Here is a 14,948-nt window from a genome sequence, read left to right as displayed (position 1 = left end):
GTCTTCGCGAGCAAGCCCGCTCCCACAAGGGGTTCTCGGTTCCTTCAGTTGCAGCGCCAGTGCCCTCCAGCTCAGCGTTGTTCGATTGGCACGAACTTGCGCTGTTCGACGCCGGTGTATTCGGCGCTCGGTCGGATGATGCGGTTGTTGGCGCGTTGTTCGAACACGTGGGCGGCCCAGCCGGTCAGGCGCGAGCAGACGAAGATCGGCGTGAACAGCTTGGTCGGGATGCCCATGAAGTGGTAGGCCGAGGCATGGTAGAAATCGGCGTTGGGGAACAGTTTCTTCTGTTCCCACATGGTCTTGTCGATGGCTTCGGAAACCGGGAACAGCACCGTGTCGCCCACTTCATCGGCGAGTTTTTTCGACCAGCCCTTGATCACCTCGTTGCGCGGGTCGTTGTCCTTATAGATCGCGTGACCGAAGCCCATGATCTTGTCCTTGCGCGCCAGCATGCCGAGGGTGCCTTCGATGGCGTCCTGCGGTGAGCTGAAGCGCTCGATCATTGCCATCGCCGCTTCGTTGGCGCCGCCGTGCAGCGGGCCGCGTAACGAGCCGATGGCGGCGGTGATGCAGGAGAACAGGTCCGACAGCGTCGAGGCGCAGACCCGGGCGGTGAAGGTCGAGGCGTTGAATTCGTGCTCGGCGTAGAGGATCAGCGAAACATTCATCACCTTGACGTGCAGCTCGCTCGGCTTCTTGCCGTGCAACAGGTGCAGGAAATGGCCGCCGATGGAGACTTCGTCGGTCACGCATTCGATGCGCTGGCCTTCGTGGCTGAAGCGATACCAGTAGCACATGATGGCCGGGAACGCGGCCAGCAGGCGGTCGGTCTTGTCGTGCTGCTCGGAAAAGTCTTCCTCGGGTTCCAGGTTGCCCAGGAACGAGCAGCCGGTGCGCATGACGTCCATCGGGTGGGCGTCGGCGGGAATGCGCTCCAGCACTTCTTTCAAGGCTTGGGGCAAGTCGCGCAACTGGCGCAGTTTACCGGTGTAGGCGTCCAGCTGTGCCTGGGTCGGCAGCTCGCCGTACAGCAGCAGGTAGGCCACTTCTTCAAATTGCGCATCTGCCGCCAGGTCGCGAACGTCGTAGCCGCGATAGGTCAGGCCGGCGCCCGACTGGCCTACGGTGGACAATGCGGTTTGCCCGGCCACCTGGCCGCGGAGCCCGGCGCCACTGAGTACTTTTGCTTCGGCCATTTGCTGTCTCCATTTTTTAGATTTGTAGAGATTGGAAAAAGATCGCAGCCTCGTTGCACTCGACAGCTCCTACACAGCTCCTACGAGGAGCTGTCGAGCGAAGCGAGGCTGCGATCTTTTCATTTTTTCGCCGCGAACAACGCATCGAGCTTCTGCTCGAAGGTGTGGTAGTCGATGCGATCGTAAAGCTCCATGCGGGTCTGCATGGTGTCGATGACATTCTGTTGCGTGCCGTCGCGGCGGATCGCGGTGTAGACGTTCTCGGCCGCCTTGTTCATGGCCCGGAAGGCCGACAACGGGTAGAGCACCAGGGACACGTCGGCACCGGCCAGCTGTTCGGTGGTGTACAGCGGGGTCGCGCCGAATTCGGTGATGTTGGCCAGGATCGGTGCTTTCACGCGGCTGGCGAACAGCTTGTACATCTCAAGCTCGGTGATGGCCTCCGGGAAAATCATGTCGGCACCGGCCTCGATGCAGGCCGCGGCGCGGTCCAGGGCTGATTCCAAGCCTTCCACCGCCAGGGCATCGGTACGGGCCATGATCACGAAGCTGTCATCGGTGCGGGCATCGACGGCGGCCTTGATGCGGTCGACCATCTCTTGCTGCGAGACGATTTCCTTGTTCGGGCGATGGCCGCAACGCTTGGCACCGACCTGGTCCTCGATATGGATGGCCGCCGCGCCGAACTTGATCATCGACTTGACCGTGCGCGCCACGTTGAACGCCGAGGAACCGAAACCGGTGTCCACGTCCACCAGCAGCGGCAGGTCGCACACGTCGGTGATACGGCGCACATCGGTCAGCACGTCATCCAGGCCGGTGATGCCCAGGTCCGGCACGCCGAGGGAGCCGGCCGCCACACCGCCGCCCGACAGGTAGATCGCCTTGAAACCGGCGCGTTTGGCCAGCAGCGCGTGGTTGGCGTTGATCGTGCCCACCACTTGCAGCGGATGCTCGGTGGCGACCGCATCGCGGAAACGCTGGCCTGGCGTGCTCTTGCTGGAACTCATGACTCACCTCGTTCAGTGGCGGCGCTGTCCTGGAAATGACGCGCAATGTTGCGTTTGGACGCACCGATGTGCCGGCGCATCAATAATTCAGCCAGTTCGCCGTCACGGTCGGCGATGGCGTCTAGAATCCGGTGGTGCTCGGCAAAGGCCTGGCGCGGACGGTTGGGCGTGGTGGAAAACTGGATGCGGTACATGCGCACCAGTTGGTACAGCTCGCCGCAGAGCATCTGCGTCAGGGTGCGGTTGCCGCTGCCCTGGATGATCCGGTAATGAAAGTCGAAATCGCCTTCCTGCTGGTAATAACCGACACCGGCCTGGAACGCCGCATCGCGCTCGTGGGTTTCCAGCACCCGGCGCAGCTCGTCGATTTCTTCCAGGGTCATGCGTTCGGCCGCCAGGCGGCAGGCCATGCCTTCGAGGGATTCACGGATTTCGTAGAGTTCCAGCAACTCGGCATGGCTCAGCGACACCACCCGGGCACCGACGTGAGGCACCCGCACCAGCAGGCGCTGGCCTTCCAGGCGGTGAATCGCCTCGCGCAGCGGTCCGCGACTGATGCCGTAGGTGCGCGCCAGCTCAGGCTCGGAGATCTTGCTGCCAGGGGCGATCTCGCCTTTGACGATGGCAGCCTGAATACGTCGGAAGACGTTCTCGGACAGGGTCTCCGAATCGTCCTGGGCCATCACCGGGGTTTCGAGCTGATCGAGCATATTGTCGACACCTTTCAAATCAATACGGCAAAAACTAACCAATAGCAGCGTTAAGGTCAAAGTAAAAATCAACATTGTCGACAATCGTCTAATAAGCCCACCCGACATAACCGCTCGTTTGAATGCGTCGTAGCCTCCGGCCAGCGGTGGCGTCAGAAAACCACCGTGCTAGAATGCCGCGCGATTTGCCGCTCTCCTTTTATATAGGGAAGGCTGCCCAGGGAGCTTGTGCAGTAATGCCAGGGCCTGAACCGATAAACGGAACGCTGCGCACCAGGATCTATGACACTCAAGCCCTTCACCGCTGTTCTTTATTTCATGTGCCTGCCGGGGCTTGCCGTGGCGGGTGAAAAAACCGTGTACGGCCTCAACGAATACGCCGCCCTGCAGGGCATCGACCTGGAGGTCGCCGCCAAGCTGGACACCGGCGCCAAGACCGCGTCCCTCAGCGCCCGGGACATCAAGCGCTTCAAGCGCAATGGCGAATCCTGGGTGCGCTTTTACCTGGCCATTGACGCGGCCCACTCGCACCCCATCGAACGTCCGCTGGCCCGGGTCAGCAAGATCAAGCGCCGCGCCGGTGACTACGACCCGGAAGAAGGTAAGAAATACACGGCCCGGCCAGTCATCGAACTGGACATCTGCATGGGCTCGGCCCTGCGCAGCATCGAAGTGAACCTGACCGACCGTAGCGCCTTCCAATACCCGTTGCTGATCGGTTCCGAGGCGCTCAAGCGCTTCGACGCGCTGGTCGACCCCAGTCTTAAATACGCTGCCGGCAAACCCGCCTGCGCCAATGCCGCTCAAACCGCAGAGTAATTCCAATGCGCTCCCTTACCCTCCATCTGAAAATGCTGATCGCCATCCTGGTGGTGCTGGGCCTGTCGGTGACGGCCTATCAGATTTTCGTGCTCGGCATCCCGGTCACCGAAGACGCCACCGACGACTTGTGGAACATCGACGCCAAGGTCGAGTTCGTGCCCAACGCCAAGGATCCGGTGAAGATCCAGATGTTCGTGCCACCGCTGAGCCGCGACTACGTGAGCCTCAACGAGAGTTTCATTTCCAACAATTACGGCGTGGCGGTGAACCGGGTTGACGGTAACCGCAAGGTGACGTGGTCGGCCCGTCGCGCCAAGGGCAACCAGACCCTGTATTACCGCCTGGTGCTGACCAAGCGCTACAGCGCCGAGAAAACCAAGGTCAAGGGCCCGACCTTCCGCGACAGCATTGCCGTCGAAGGCCCGGAGAAACTCGCCGCCGAAGCCCTGCTCGCACCGATCCGCCAGCACTCGGCCGACGTCGAGACGTTCATCAGCGAAGCCATCAAGCGGGTCAACAACCTCAACGACGACAACGTCAAGCTGTTGCTGGCCGGTGATCCTTCGTCGGCCAACAAGGCACGCATCGTCGAACTGGTGCTGTCCATCGCCCACGTGCCGGTGGAAAAGGTCCACACCATCCGCCTGGTGGCCGACCAACCGCAGGCCCCTGAACTGTGGCTGCGCAGTTTCAACGGCACCGACTGGCTGTATTTCAACCCGGACTCCGGCGAACAAGGCCTGCCCACCGACCGCCTGTTGTGGTGGACCGGCGATGAAAACCTGATCACCGTCGATGGCGGCAAGAAAGCCACCGTCACCTTCAGCATGAACAACAGCGAAATGAACGCCATTCGCCTGGCCAAGCTGACGGACGAGAACACCGACGCCAACTTCCTCGAATACTCACTCTACGGCCTGCCGCTGCAGACCCAGCAAACCTTCATGATCATGGTGATGATCCCGATCGGCGTGCTGGTGATCCTGATACTGCGCAACCTGATCGGCCTGCAAACCCTCGGGACCTTCACCCCAGTGCTGATCGCCCTGGCCTTTCGCGAGACCCAACTGGGTTTTGGCATCATCCTGTTCACGGTGATCACCACGCTGGGCCTGTCGCTGCGTTCGTACCTGGAGCACCTCAAGCTGCAAATGCTGCCCAGGCTCTCGGTGGTGCTGACGTTCGTGGTGGTGCTGATCGCCACCATCAGCCTGTTCAGCCATAAGCTGGGCCTGGAACGCGGCTTGTCGGTAGCGCTGTTCCCGATGGTGATCCTGACCATGACCATCGAACGCCTGTCCATCACCTGGGAAGAACGCGGCGCCGGCCACGCGATGAAAGTCGCCATCGGCACCTTGTTCGCCGCGTCCCTGGCGCACCTGATCATGAGCGTGCCGGAACTGGTGTACTTCGTGTTCACTTTCCCGGCGATCCTGCTGATCCTGGTGGGCTTCATGCTGGCCATGGGTCGTTATCGCGGCTACCGCCTGACCGAGCTGGTACGGTTCAAGGCCTTCCTCAAGGCAGACTCCTGATGTTCGGCTTCTGGAAGACCTGGAAGGCCCTGGAAGCCCGGGGCATCATGGGCATCAACCGGCGTAACGCCGACTACGTGCTCAAGTACAACAAGCGCAGCCTGTACCCCATCGTCGATGACAAGATCATCACCAAGGAACGGGCCATCGCCGCCGGCATTCATGTGCCGGAGCTGTACGGGGTGATCTCCACCGAAAAGGAAATCGACAAGCTCGACGAGATCATCGGCGGGCGCACCGACTTCGTGATCAAGCCGGCCCAGGGCGCTGGCGGCGACGGCATCATCGTCATCGCCGACCGCTTCGAAGGCCGCTATCGCACGGTGTCCGGCAAGATCATCAGCCATGAGGAAATCGAGCACCATGTCTCCAGCATCCTCACCGGCCTGTACTCCTTGGGCGGGCACCGTGACCGGGCGCTGATCGAGTACCGCGTGACGCCGGACCAGATCTTCAAGAGCATCAGCTACGAAGGCGTGCCGGACATCCGCATCATCGTGCTGATGGGCTATCCGGTGATGGCCATGCTGCGCTTGCCAACCCGCCAGTCCGGCGGCAAGGCCAACCTGCACCAGGGCGCCATCGGCGTGGGCGTCGACCTCGCCACCGGCCTGACCCTGCGCGGTACCTGGCTGAACAACATCATCACCAAACACCCCGACACCACCAACGCGGTGGACGGCGTGCAACTGCCCTACTGGGACGGTTTCATGAAACTGGCCGCCGGTTGCTATGAGCTGTGCGGGCTGGGCTACATCGGCGTCGACATGGTGCTGGACCAGGAAAAAGGCCCGTTGATCCTGGAATTGAACGCCCGGCCAGGCCTGAACATCCAGATCGCCAACGACTGCGGCCTGACCTTGCGCACCCACGCGGTGGAAGCCCACCTGGAAGAACTCAAGGCCCGCGGCGTTACCGAAACCGTGGAAGAGCGCGTGGCGTTTGCCCAGGCGTTGTTTGGGCATATTCCGCCGGTTGAGGGTTGATCTCGTTCCCTGTGACCTGGAACATAGCGGACCTTGTGGCGAGGGGATTTATCCCCGCTGGGCTGCGGAGCAGCCCCAAAGCCTGACACCTCGGTGTATCAGAGAGATTGAATTCAATTGTCCAGGGGTTGCTTCGCAACCCAGCGGGGATAAATCCCCTCGCCACAATTAAAACTTCGCCAGAAATAGCTTCGATAGCCACAGACATGCCCATCTCCGACATCCCTCTAGGAGCAAATCCTACAGAGGGATTACAATCGCTCCCCCGCCTGAACGGCTGACCTGCCCCGCCCATGCCAACCTGCTCCGTACACCCGCTGCCCTACCGCGCCAACCCTGCCGAGTATTTCGCGGCGATCCGTCATGCCCCTGGCAGCGTGCTGCTCGACAGTGGCCGGCCGAGTGCCGAGCGCGGGCGTTACGACCTGCTCAGCGCCTGGCCGCTGGCGCAACTGGCGGTGTTGCCGGACGAGAGCGGCAGCGACTTCCTGCAACGCCTGCGCATTCAACTGACACAACTGGGCGACGCGGTACTGCCGGCCACGGTGCAATTGCCCTTTGCCGGAGGGCTGATCGGCTACTTGAGCTACGACTTCGGCCGACACCTCGAAACCTTGCCGTCCCACGCCAAGGACGACCTGCAACTGCCCGACGCGCGTTTTGGTGTGTACGACTGGGCGCTGGTCAGCGATCACCAGGCCGGCACCAGCCAACTGGTGTTCCACCCCCATTGTGGCGAAGGCGAACGCCAGCGCCTGATCGCGCTGTTCAGCCAGCCAACCCCGGCCCCCGCTCCCCCGTTCAGCCTTAACGGACCGATGGCGCCAGACCTCGGCGCCGAAGCCTATCGACAGGCCTTCGAGCGTATCCAGGCGTATATCCAGGCGGGTGACTGCTACCAGGTCAACTTTGCCCAGCGCTTTCGCGCGTCCTGCCAGGGCGATGCCTGGGCCGCTTACCAAGCGCTGCGGGCGGCGTGCCCAACACCATTTTCCGGCTTCCAGAGCTTGCCCGATGGCGGCGCGGTGCTGAGCCTGTCCCCCGAGCGCTTCGTCAAGGTCAGCGAAGGCCAGGTGGAAACCCGGCCGATCAAGGGCACCCGGCCCCGCGGCACAACACCCGGCGAAGACGCGGCCCACGCCGCCGAGTTGCTGGCCAGCCCCAAGGACCGGGCGGAAAACCTGATGATTGTCGACCTGTTGCGCAACGACCTGGGCCGCACCTGCCGCATCGGCTCGGTGCGGGTGCCGGAGCTGTTCAGCCTGGAAAGCTACCCGAACGTGCATCACCTGGTCAGCAGCGTGACCGGCGAGTTGGCTGTGGATAAAGACGCTCTCGACCTGATCGCTGGTAGCTTTCCCGGTGGCTCGATCACCGGCGCGCCGAAAATCCGCGCCATGCAAATCATCGACGAACTCGAACCGACCCGACGCGGCCTGTATTGCGGCTCGTTGCTGTACCTGGACGTGCGCGGGGAAATGGACAGCTCCATCGCCATCCGCAGTTTGCTGGTCAAGGATGGGCAGGTGTGCTGCTGGGGCGGTGGCGGGATTGTCGCGGACTCGGACTGGGAGGCCGAGTATCAGGAGTCGATTACCAAGGTGAAGGTGTTGCTGGAAACCTTGCAGAACCTCTAAAGCATCGCGGGCAAGCCTTGCTCCCACAGGCTGGTGTGGTGCCACCTGTGGGAGCAAGGCTTGCCCGCGATGACGGTGTGTCAGTCAACATTACTGCCGGCTGGGCCATCGCTTTCGCGAGCAAGCCCGCTCCCACAGGGGGTTGGGTTTACAAACTGAGATTGCGGTTCGAAGCCTTGAGGAATTCCTGCTTCAACTCGGCAAAGCTGTGCACCGCCGGGAACTGCGGGAATTCACGGATCACGTTCTCCGGCGCATGGAACAGAATCCCGGCGTCGGCTTCGCCCAGCATCGTGGTGTCGTTGTAGGAATCCCCCGCCGCAATCACCCGGTAGTACAGGCTCTTGAACGCCAGGACCGACTGGCGCTTGGGATCTTTCTGACGCAACTGGTAACCCGTCACCCGTCCAGCGTCATCGGTAATCAGCCGATGGCAGAGCAACGTCGGGAAGCCCAACTGGCGCATCAACGGCTGGGAAAATTCGTAGAACGTGTCGGACAGAATCACCACCTGGAAGCGCTCACGCAACCAGTCGACAAATTCGATGGCGCCGTCCAGCGGCTTGAGGGTGGCGATGACTTCCTGGATGTCGGAAAGCTTGAGGCCGTGTTCATCAAGGATGCGCAACCGTTGCTTCATCAGCACGTCGTAGTCGGGAATGTCCCGAGTGGTTGCCCTGAGGGCGTCAATCCCGGTTTTTTCAGCGAAGGCGATCCAGATCTCCGGGACCAGTACACCTTCCAGGTCGAGACAGGCAATTTCCACAAGACACTCCCATTTTTTCTGATGTTTATTGGTTGAGCGAACAAAAGGCTTGCCGACTCTAGCCATTCGTCGAAGCCTGCGCAACGCACAGGAACGCGCCAGCCCCGACAGCTTTTGTTACCATCAGCCCTATATAGAGCGCCCAGCGCCACCGACCTGTAGGAAACCGCCCTGATGAGCCCATCGTTTGACGTCGTGGAACTCGCCACGACCTATGCCAACAAGTCCCCGCAGGACATCCTCAAACTGGCCTTCGCCGAATTCGGCGACGAGCTTTGGATATCTTTCAGCGGCGCCGAAGACGTGGTGCTGGTGGACATGGCCTGGAAGCTGAACAAGAACGTCAAGGTGTTCAGCCTCGACACCGGCCGCCTGCACCCGGAAACCTATCGTTTCATCGACCAGGTGCGCGAGCACTACAAGATCGACATCGAGCTGGTTTCGCCGGACTACACGAAACTTGAACCCTTCGTGAAGGAAAAAGGCTTGTTCAGCTTCTACAAGGACGGTCACGGCGAGTGCTGCGGCATCCGCAAGATCGAACCATTGCGGCGCAAACTGACCGATGTCCGCGCCTGGGCCACCGGCCAGCGCCGCGACCAGAGCCCCGGCACCCGCAGCCAGGTGGCGGTGTTGGAAATCGACACGGCGTTTTCCACCCCGGAGCGCACCCTGTACAAGTTCAACCCTCTGTCGCAGATGACCAGCGAAGAAGTCTGGGGTTACATCCGCATGCTGGAACTGCCTTACAACAGCCTGCATGAACGCGGTTTCATCAGCATCGGCTGCGAGCCCTGCACCCGCCCGGTGCTGCCAAACCAGCACGAGCGCGAAGGCCGTTGGTGGTGGGAAGAAGCCACGCAGAAAGAATGCGGGCTGCACGCCGGGAACATCATCGCCAAATCCAAGACCGTCTAAGCGTCCGCCGCACCCTGTACACAAAAATGTCACTACAAGTGGCATTTTTGTGTGCACTTATTACGTTACTGCCCCCAAAGGTGACACACACCTTCCCGCCTCGCCTGCCCTTCTAACCCCACTGGCGTTCGCCAAAAAAAAGTACCTGTTTAAACAGTCAGCTTTAAATCACGGTATTTCAGGTATTTCACCGTTCTCCTGGCTGATTGGCGCTTCGATTGCAGGGCTGCTGTACCTGATCATCGCCAAGCGCCAGCCGTATTACGAGGACGTCAGCGGCGAATCCATCGCTGTGGATAACGTCAATCATTGATCGCTCAAACGGCCCGCCAGGTTCGGGCCGCTTACTTTTATGTGTTAAGGAGGACAGCTCATGCGAATTCTTGTGGTCAACGTCAACACCACCGAATCCATCACCCAGGCCATCGCCCGCCAGGCCCAGGCCGTCGCCGCGCCGGGCACCGAGATCGTCGGGCTCACGCCGCATTTCGGTGCCGACTCCATCGAGGGCAATTTTGAAAGCTACCTGGCGGCCATCGCGGTGATGGACCGAGTGATGTCCTACGACCAGCCGTTCGACGCGGTGATCCAGGCCGGCTATGGCGAACACGGTCGTGAAGGCTTGCAGGAACTGCTCAACGTGCCAGTGGTGGACATCACCGACGCCGGCGCCAGCACCGCGATGTTCCTCGGTCATGCTTATTCGGTGGTCACCACCCTGGACCGCACCGTGCCGCTGATCGAAGACCGGCTCAAGCTGTCCGGCCTGTTCGACCGCTGCGCCTCGGTACGGGCCAGTGGCCTGGCGGTGCTGGAACTGGAGCAGGATCCGCAACGGGCGGTTGAAGCCATCGTGCAGCAGGCCGAACTGGCAGTGAGCCAGGACAAGGCCGAAGTGATTTGCCTGGGTTGCGGCGGCATGGCCGGGCTCGACGAGCAGATCCGCCAGCGCACCGGCGTGCCGGTGGTCGATGGCGTGACGGCGGCGGTGACCATTGCCGAAGCGCTGGTGCGACTGGGGTTGTCGACGTCGAAAGTGCGCACCTACGCGACGCCTCGGCCCAAGACCATCATTGGCTGGCCGGGGCGGTTTGGGCGGTGAGTTCACGGCTTTAGACCGAGGCGCGGCCTTCGCGAGCAAGCCCGCTCCCACAGGCGATCTGTGTCGTACACAAACCTTCTGATCAACACAATCCAATGTGGGAGCGGGCTTGCTCGCGAAGGCCGCGCCTCGGTCTGGAGCCCGGCTCAAACCGCACTAAACCGCCGCGCCAACCCCTGCTCGGCAAACTGTTCGATGATGAAATCCACAAACGCCCGGGTCTTGCCTGGCAACAGCTTGTGTTCGGCGTAATAGATGGAGATGTTGCCATCGTCGACATACCAGTCCGGCAGCACCCGCTGCAGTGCCCCGCTTTCCAGAAAGGGAACGGCGATCGGCATGCTCACCAGACCGATGCCCAGGCCTTGGGTGGCAGCCGCGCAGTCGGCTTCCGAATCGCTCATGGTCATGCGCGTCTTGAGCGTCAGCGGGCTGTGCTCCCGATTGCGGCTGGTCAGTTGCCAGGAACGCACCCGCCCGGTTTGTGGGGAACGAATCAGGATGCCCTGGTGCTGTGCCAGATCTTCCGGTTCCGTCACCGCGGTATGGGTTTGCAGGTAGCCGGTTGAGGCAACCAGCACGCGATGAGCCACCGTCAATTTGCGCGCCACCACCCCCTGGGGCAGCTCGAAACCGCCGCCGATGGCGGCATCGAAGCCCTGGCCGATCAGGTCCACCTGGCGATTATCGAAATGCCAGTCCGGGTTGATCGCCGGATAACGTCGCAGAAATTCCCCCAGCAACGGCACGACATACAATCGACCGAACGCCGTGCCCATGCTCACCTTCAGCGTCCCCGCCGGTTGCCCGCCGGCGCTGGCCAGGTTGGCGACGGCGTTCTGGATGGTGTTGAAGCTGCTGCCGACTTCCCTCAAGAACAACTGTCCGGCTTCGGTCAGCCTCAGGCTGCGGGTGCTGCGCTGAAACAGGCGTACGCCCATTCGCGCCTCCAGCTTGGCGACGCTTTTACCCACTGCGGCCGGGGTCACGCTCAGACGTCGCGCCGCCTCGGCAAAGCTGCCGACTTCGGCGCTGCGCACGAAGCATTCGATACTGTTGAAGGTCTCCATGAGCCCCACTCTAAACTTTTGGTTTAGACAGACTATAGCAATGACGGTCTACACAGCCCACCGCACCTTCTTGATACTCGCTCCATCACCGCGGCATCTCGCCCCGGCACTTTTTGGAGATCATCATGAGTAACCCAGCACTGAGCGGTAAAGTCGCCTTGATCCAGGGCGGTTCTCGCGGCATCGGCGCCGCCATCGTCAAACGCCTGGCAGCAGAAGGCGCCGCCGTGGCCTTCACCTACGTCAGCTCTGGCGCAAAATCTGAAGAACTGCAGAACAGCATCACCGCAGCAGGCGGCAAGGCCCTGGCGATCAAGGCGGACAGCGCCGACGCCGAGGCCATCCGTAACGCCGTCGCGGCCACCGTCGAGGCTTTTGGCCGGTTGGACATCCTGGTCAACAATGCGGGCGTACTGGCGATGGGGCCGCTGGATGAATTCAAACTCGAAGATTTCGACCGGACCCTGGCCGTCAACGTGCGCAGCGTGTTCGTCGCCACCCAGGCCGCTGCGCGGCACATGGGCGAAGGGGGTCGGGTCATCAACATCGGCAGCACCAACGCCGACCGCATGCCCTTCGCCGGCGGCGGGCCTTACGCCATGAGCAAGGCCGCACTGGTGGGCCTGACCAAGGGCCTGGCCCGTGACCTCGGCCCGCGCGGCATCACCGTCAACAACGTGCAGCCCGGCCCGGTGGACACCGACATGAACCCGGCCGACAGCGACTTCGCCTCCAGCCTGCTGTCGCTGATGGCTGTCGGGCGCTACGGCAACGTCGATGAAATCGCCAGCTTCGTCGCTTACCTGGCAGGGCCGGAAGCCGGTTATATCACCGGCGCCAGCCTGACCATCGACGGTGGTTTCGGCGCCTGATACAGGCATGAAAAAACGCCGGTCATGGTTTTAACCATGGCCGGCGTTTTGCTGCGTAGCGCGACAGTGTCAGGCCCACTCCAACTCCGGCAAACCGCAAAGGCTCGGCTGGAACATTTTCAAGGAGCGGATGATCCCGTCGGCGTGGGCGTATTTTTCATCCGCCATGGCCGAATCCGGAATGGCAATGGCGGTCATGCCGGCGGCTTTCGCGGCGGTTACGCCGAACGGGGAATCCTCGAACACCAGGCAGTCGCGCGGCTCGACACCCAGGCGCCGGGCAGCGGTGAGGAAGATATCCGGCGCCGGTTTTGCCGCACCGACTTCAGGGTCATCCGCCGTCACGATGAAGTCGAACAGCGCGAACCAGTCCCGGTGCAAAGTGGTTTTCAGTGCGAAGGTCGGGCTCGACGAACTGGTGCCCACCGCAATCGGAACGTTGTGGGCTTTCAAATGCCGCACCAGCTCCTCGGCACCGGGCATCCCCAGGGCATGAGGAAAGCGCTCGCGCATCAAGGGCTCGCGGATGACCAGGAACTCTTCGGGGGTGATCGGCAATTCCAGCGCCTGGACGACGTAATTGGCCAGGTCCGTGGCCCCGCGCCCTATGATGTTCTGCTTGACGCTCCAATCGAACGTGCGCCCGTAGCGCTCGGCGATGATGGACGTGACCTCGGTGTAGATCCCCTCGGTATCCAGCAACAGCCCATCCATGTCGAAAATCACAGCCTTGATCGGGCCAAACTCTTTCAGCGGTGCATTCATCGCATCTGATCCGTTATCAACACAACATTCCAGGGATGGCTCAGGTGCGGCCAGGGCAGCGTGTTCGCCTTAAAGGATTCAGCAGGATAACGAAGGGGGCTTGGAGCCGGCAATGGGAAATCTATGGATGGGGTCCGTGGCGAGGGAGCTTGCTCCCGCTGGGTTGCGCAGCAGCCCCACGATCTTACGGTCGCTGCGCAACCGAGCGGGAGCAAGCTCCCTCGCCACAAAGCGGATTGGGGTTGGATGAGAGCGCAGCGGTTATTGACCCGAGTTGCCACCGCTGTCGCTGGTAGCGGCACCGGAATTGGAGCCGGCCTCCATTTCTGTGGAGGGTGGCACGCGTGGCGGGACGATGGTGCCGCTGAATCGACAGGCGGGCCTGCGATCAGCTCGGCTTGCCGGAGGCATCGTCACCGGCGATGTCCGGGGTCGCTTCGATCTCCTCATCGTCGCTGGGTACCTGCTCGACGCCCGCATCGTCATCGGGTGGACGCTGGTCGCGGCTCAGGGAATTGGTGGGCGAAGGCAGCGGGTATTCCGGGGTTTCATCCTCCTCGATCTCCTCCTCGATCAAGGGAACCTGGGCGTCATCCATCAGGGAACCGGGGTCTTCATTGCCTGGGTCATTGACAACAGGCGTGCCCGAGGAGTCGTTCTCGTCCTTGTCTTGCGTTTGCGGCGTCATGGTACACCTCGCAATTGTTGATGGATGTATGAGTTCGAAGCGGGGGGATGGCAATCGTTCCGGAGATTTTGATTTGCCGTTTTTTTGGGGGGTTAGGGTTTGAGTGTATATCCGTTTTTTTGGTAACGGCGGCTTATGGTTCCGCTCTTCCAGCGGCTCACTTTTGAGAAGCCCGGAAGCCGGCCCAGTCAAAAGTAAGCAAAACGCTTTTGCCCCACCACTCGGTGCCTCGCCTAGGCTCGGTGTGCCTGAACACAGGCATTGCTCCGTGGGCCACCGCGAGGCGGCCTGATAGCCGACCTGGTTCTCCCGGTCATACACCCATCACATCTGTGGGAGCAAAGCTTGCTCGCGATGGCGGTGGCTCAGTCACATGGATGTTGGGTTTGCTGGCCTCATCGCGAGCAAGCTTTGCTCCCACAGGTGATCTTGGGTGTTCATGAGTTCTGTGTTCACTGCGGCCCAATGTGGGAGCGAGCTTGCGCGCGATGGCGGTGGTGCGGTTGCATAGCGGCTGGAGCTGTCTGTTGCGCTTGCTTTGGGCATCAAAAGAAGCAAAAAAAAAAAGGCGCTTCCCATTTCTGAAAGAAGCGCCGTTTTTTCCAAGCGAACAGCATCACGGCACAAGGCCGGGGCTATTCATCCAAGCATGGGCTTAGCGATGCTTTTTCTTGTGCTTGTGCTTCTTGCCACCGGAGTGGCCGTCGTTGTCATTGGACAGGTTGCTGCCCAACGCGCCGCCCGCCGCGCCGCCAATGCCTGCGCCGATGGTGGAACCGGTGGAGCCGCCCAGGCGGTTACCGACAATCGAACCACCGGCCGAACCCAAGCCACCGCCAATGGCCGCTTCGGTGCGGCTGCCCTTGCG

16 protein-coding genes are annotated in these 14,948 nt (G+C 61.5%); 8 read left to right on the top strand and 8 right to left on the bottom strand.

All coding sequences use genetic code 11. The annotated features are described in order from the left end of the window. Positions 1 to 71 precede the first annotated feature (71 nt). From prpC to CFII68_RS25550, 3 genes are all read right to left on the bottom strand, one after another. The gene (gene prpC, locus CFII68_RS25540) at positions 72 to 1,199 is read right to left on the bottom strand and encodes a 2-methylcitrate synthase (protein ID WP_018600257.1); all 1,128 of its coding nucleotides are present in this window, start codon (positions 1,197 to 1,199) and stop codon (positions 72 to 74) included. Between the two features lie 119 nt (positions 1,200 to 1,318). Then, positions 1,319 to 2,209, bottom strand: coding sequence for a methylisocitrate lyase (prpB, locus tag CFII68_RS25545; protein WP_003204061.1), 891 nt, complete (start codon positions 2,207 to 2,209; stop codon positions 1,319 to 1,321). Beyond that, on the bottom strand, positions 2,206 to 2,919 hold the full coding sequence (locus tag CFII68_RS25550; protein WP_003204063.1) for a GntR family transcriptional regulator: 714 nt from the start codon (positions 2,917 to 2,919) through the stop codon (positions 2,206 to 2,208). The genes prpB and CFII68_RS25550 overlap by 4 nt, the downstream gene beginning before the upstream one ends. Positions 2,920 to 3,201: 282 nt before the next feature. Between CFII68_RS25550 and CFII68_RS25555 the strand changes: the two genes are divergently transcribed. From CFII68_RS25555 to pabB, 4 genes are all read left to right on the top strand, one after another. Next, positions 3,202 to 3,738, top strand: a complete 537-nt coding sequence (locus tag CFII68_RS25555) for an ATP-dependent zinc protease (RefSeq protein ID WP_018600248.1) — start codon at positions 3,202 to 3,204, stop codon at positions 3,736 to 3,738. A gap of 5 nt (positions 3,739 to 3,743) precedes the next feature. After that, on the top strand, positions 3,744 to 5,276 hold the full coding sequence (locus CFII68_RS25560) for an inactive transglutaminase family protein (RefSeq protein WP_018600246.1): 1,533 nt from the start codon (positions 3,744 to 3,746) through the stop codon (positions 5,274 to 5,276). Further along, complete coding sequence (locus CFII68_RS25565; RefSeq protein ID WP_013693958.1) at positions 5,276 to 6,262, top strand: alpha-L-glutamate ligase-like protein; 987 nt, start codon at positions 5,276 to 5,278, stop codon at positions 6,260 to 6,262. The genes CFII68_RS25560 and CFII68_RS25565 overlap by 1 nt, the downstream gene beginning before the upstream one ends. Positions 6,263 to 6,555: 293 nt before the next feature. Next, positions 6,556 to 7,899, top strand: coding sequence for an aminodeoxychorismate synthase component I (gene pabB / locus CFII68_RS25570; RefSeq protein ID WP_018600242.1), 1,344 nt, complete (start codon positions 6,556 to 6,558; stop codon positions 7,897 to 7,899). Positions 7,900 to 8,047: 148 nt separating this feature from the next. Here the strand turns inward: pabB and thrH are convergent, their stop codons facing one another. After that, a complete protein-coding gene (thrH, locus tag CFII68_RS25575) occupies positions 8,048 to 8,665 on the bottom strand; it encodes a bifunctional phosphoserine phosphatase/homoserine phosphotransferase ThrH (protein ID WP_018600240.1) in 618 nt (205 codons plus the stop codon). Positions 8,666 to 8,839: 174 nt separating this feature from the next. On the opposite strand from thrH, the gene CFII68_RS25580 reads away from it, so the two are divergent. From CFII68_RS25580 to CFII68_RS25585, 3 genes are read left to right on the top strand one after another with little or no spacing between them, the layout of a single operon-like run. Then, positions 8,840 to 9,583: a phosphoadenylyl-sulfate reductase gene (locus CFII68_RS25580; RefSeq protein ID WP_013693959.1), complete on the top strand. Its 744-nt coding sequence runs from the start codon at positions 8,840 to 8,842 to the stop codon at positions 9,581 to 9,583. A 49-nt stretch (positions 9,584 to 9,632) separates the two neighbouring features. Further along, positions 9,633 to 9,896 carry a hypothetical protein gene (locus CFII68_RS26360; protein ID WP_084483628.1) on the top strand — a complete coding sequence of 88 codons (264 nt, stop codon included), beginning with the start codon at positions 9,633 to 9,635 and terminating at the stop codon, positions 9,894 to 9,896. 60 nt (positions 9,897 to 9,956) lie between these two features. Further along, on the top strand, positions 9,957 to 10,685 hold the full coding sequence (locus CFII68_RS25585; protein WP_018600232.1) for an aspartate/glutamate racemase family protein: 729 nt from the start codon (positions 9,957 to 9,959) through the stop codon (positions 10,683 to 10,685). 146 nt (positions 10,686 to 10,831) lie between these two features. Here the strand turns inward: CFII68_RS25585 and CFII68_RS25590 are convergent, their stop codons facing one another. After that, a complete protein-coding gene (locus tag CFII68_RS25590) occupies positions 10,832 to 11,755 on the bottom strand; it encodes a LysR family transcriptional regulator (protein ID WP_018600230.1) in 924 nt (307 codons plus the stop codon). A 125-nt stretch (positions 11,756 to 11,880) separates the two neighbouring features. Here CFII68_RS25590 and CFII68_RS25595 point away from each other — a divergent pair, with 125 nt between their 5' ends. Beyond that, positions 11,881 to 12,627: a 3-oxoacyl-ACP reductase family protein gene (locus CFII68_RS25595; protein ID WP_018600228.1), complete on the top strand. Its 747-nt coding sequence runs from the start codon at positions 11,881 to 11,883 to the stop codon at positions 12,625 to 12,627. Positions 12,628 to 12,696: 69 nt separating this feature from the next. Here the strand turns inward: CFII68_RS25595 and CFII68_RS25600 are convergent, their stop codons facing one another. The 3 genes from CFII68_RS25600 to CFII68_RS25605 all read right to left on the bottom strand — a co-directional run. After that, positions 12,697 to 13,392: an HAD-IA family hydrolase gene (locus tag CFII68_RS25600; protein ID WP_014339428.1), complete on the bottom strand. Its 696-nt coding sequence runs from the start codon at positions 13,390 to 13,392 to the stop codon at positions 12,697 to 12,699. A gap of 388 nt (positions 13,393 to 13,780) precedes the next feature. Then, positions 13,781 to 13,990 (bottom strand): hypothetical protein, encoded by a 210-nt coding sequence (locus tag CFII68_RS0125715; RefSeq protein WP_033062320.1) that lies wholly within the window; start codon positions 13,988 to 13,990, stop codon positions 13,781 to 13,783. A 745-nt stretch (positions 13,991 to 14,735) separates the two neighbouring features. Continuing rightward, positions 14,736 to 14,948, bottom strand: a 213-nt coding sequence (locus CFII68_RS25605) for a glycine zipper domain-containing protein (protein WP_018600218.1), incomplete at its 5' end; no start/stop codon positions are given.

The organism is Pseudomonas sp. CFII68 (assembly GCF_000416195.1).
In the GTDB taxonomy this organism is placed as follows: domain Bacteria; phylum Pseudomonadota; class Gammaproteobacteria; order Pseudomonadales; family Pseudomonadaceae; genus Aquipseudomonas; species Aquipseudomonas kilonensis.
The sequence above is the reverse complement of the archived record's forward strand: the minus strand, read 5'-3'. Positions and strand labels throughout refer to the sequence as shown.

Bases quoted from the DNA above. Each gene is read 5' to 3' on its own strand.
- prpC (WP_018600257.1), bottom strand. From the start codon at position 1,199: ATGGCCGAAGCAAAAGTACTCAGTGGCGCCGGGCTCCGCGGCCAGGTG.
- prpB (WP_003204061.1), bottom strand. From the start codon at position 2,209: ATGAGTTCCAGCAAGAGCACGCCAGGCCAGCGTTTCCGCGATGCGGTC.
- CFII68_RS25550 (WP_003204063.1), bottom strand. From the start codon at position 2,919: ATGCTCGATCAGCTCGAAACCCCGGTGATGGCCCAGGACGATTCGGAG.
- CFII68_RS25555 (WP_018600248.1), top strand. From the start codon at position 3,202: ATGACACTCAAGCCCTTCACCGCTGTTCTTTATTTCATGTGCCTGCCG.
- CFII68_RS25560 (WP_018600246.1), top strand. From the start codon at position 3,744: ATGCGCTCCCTTACCCTCCATCTGAAAATGCTGATCGCCATCCTGGTG.
- CFII68_RS25565 (WP_013693958.1), top strand. From the start codon at position 5,276: ATGTTCGGCTTCTGGAAGACCTGGAAGGCCCTGGAAGCCCGGGGCATC.
- pabB (WP_018600242.1), top strand. From the start codon at position 6,556: ATGCCAACCTGCTCCGTACACCCGCTGCCCTACCGCGCCAACCCTGCC.
- CFII68_RS25580 (WP_013693959.1), top strand. From the start codon at position 8,840: ATGAGCCCATCGTTTGACGTCGTGGAACTCGCCACGACCTATGCCAAC.
- CFII68_RS25585 (WP_018600232.1), top strand. From the start codon at position 9,957: ATGCGAATTCTTGTGGTCAACGTCAACACCACCGAATCCATCACCCAG.
- CFII68_RS25590 (WP_018600230.1), bottom strand. From the start codon at position 11,755: ATGGAGACCTTCAACAGTATCGAATGCTTCGTGCGCAGCGCCGAAGTC.
- CFII68_RS25595 (WP_018600228.1), top strand. From the start codon at position 11,881: ATGAGTAACCCAGCACTGAGCGGTAAAGTCGCCTTGATCCAGGGCGGT.
- CFII68_RS25600 (WP_014339428.1), bottom strand. From the start codon at position 13,392: ATGAATGCACCGCTGAAAGAGTTTGGCCCGATCAAGGCTGTGATTTTC.
- CFII68_RS0125715 (WP_033062320.1), bottom strand. From the start codon at position 13,990: ATGGATGACGCCCAGGTTCCCTTGATCGAGGAGGAGATCGAGGAGGAT.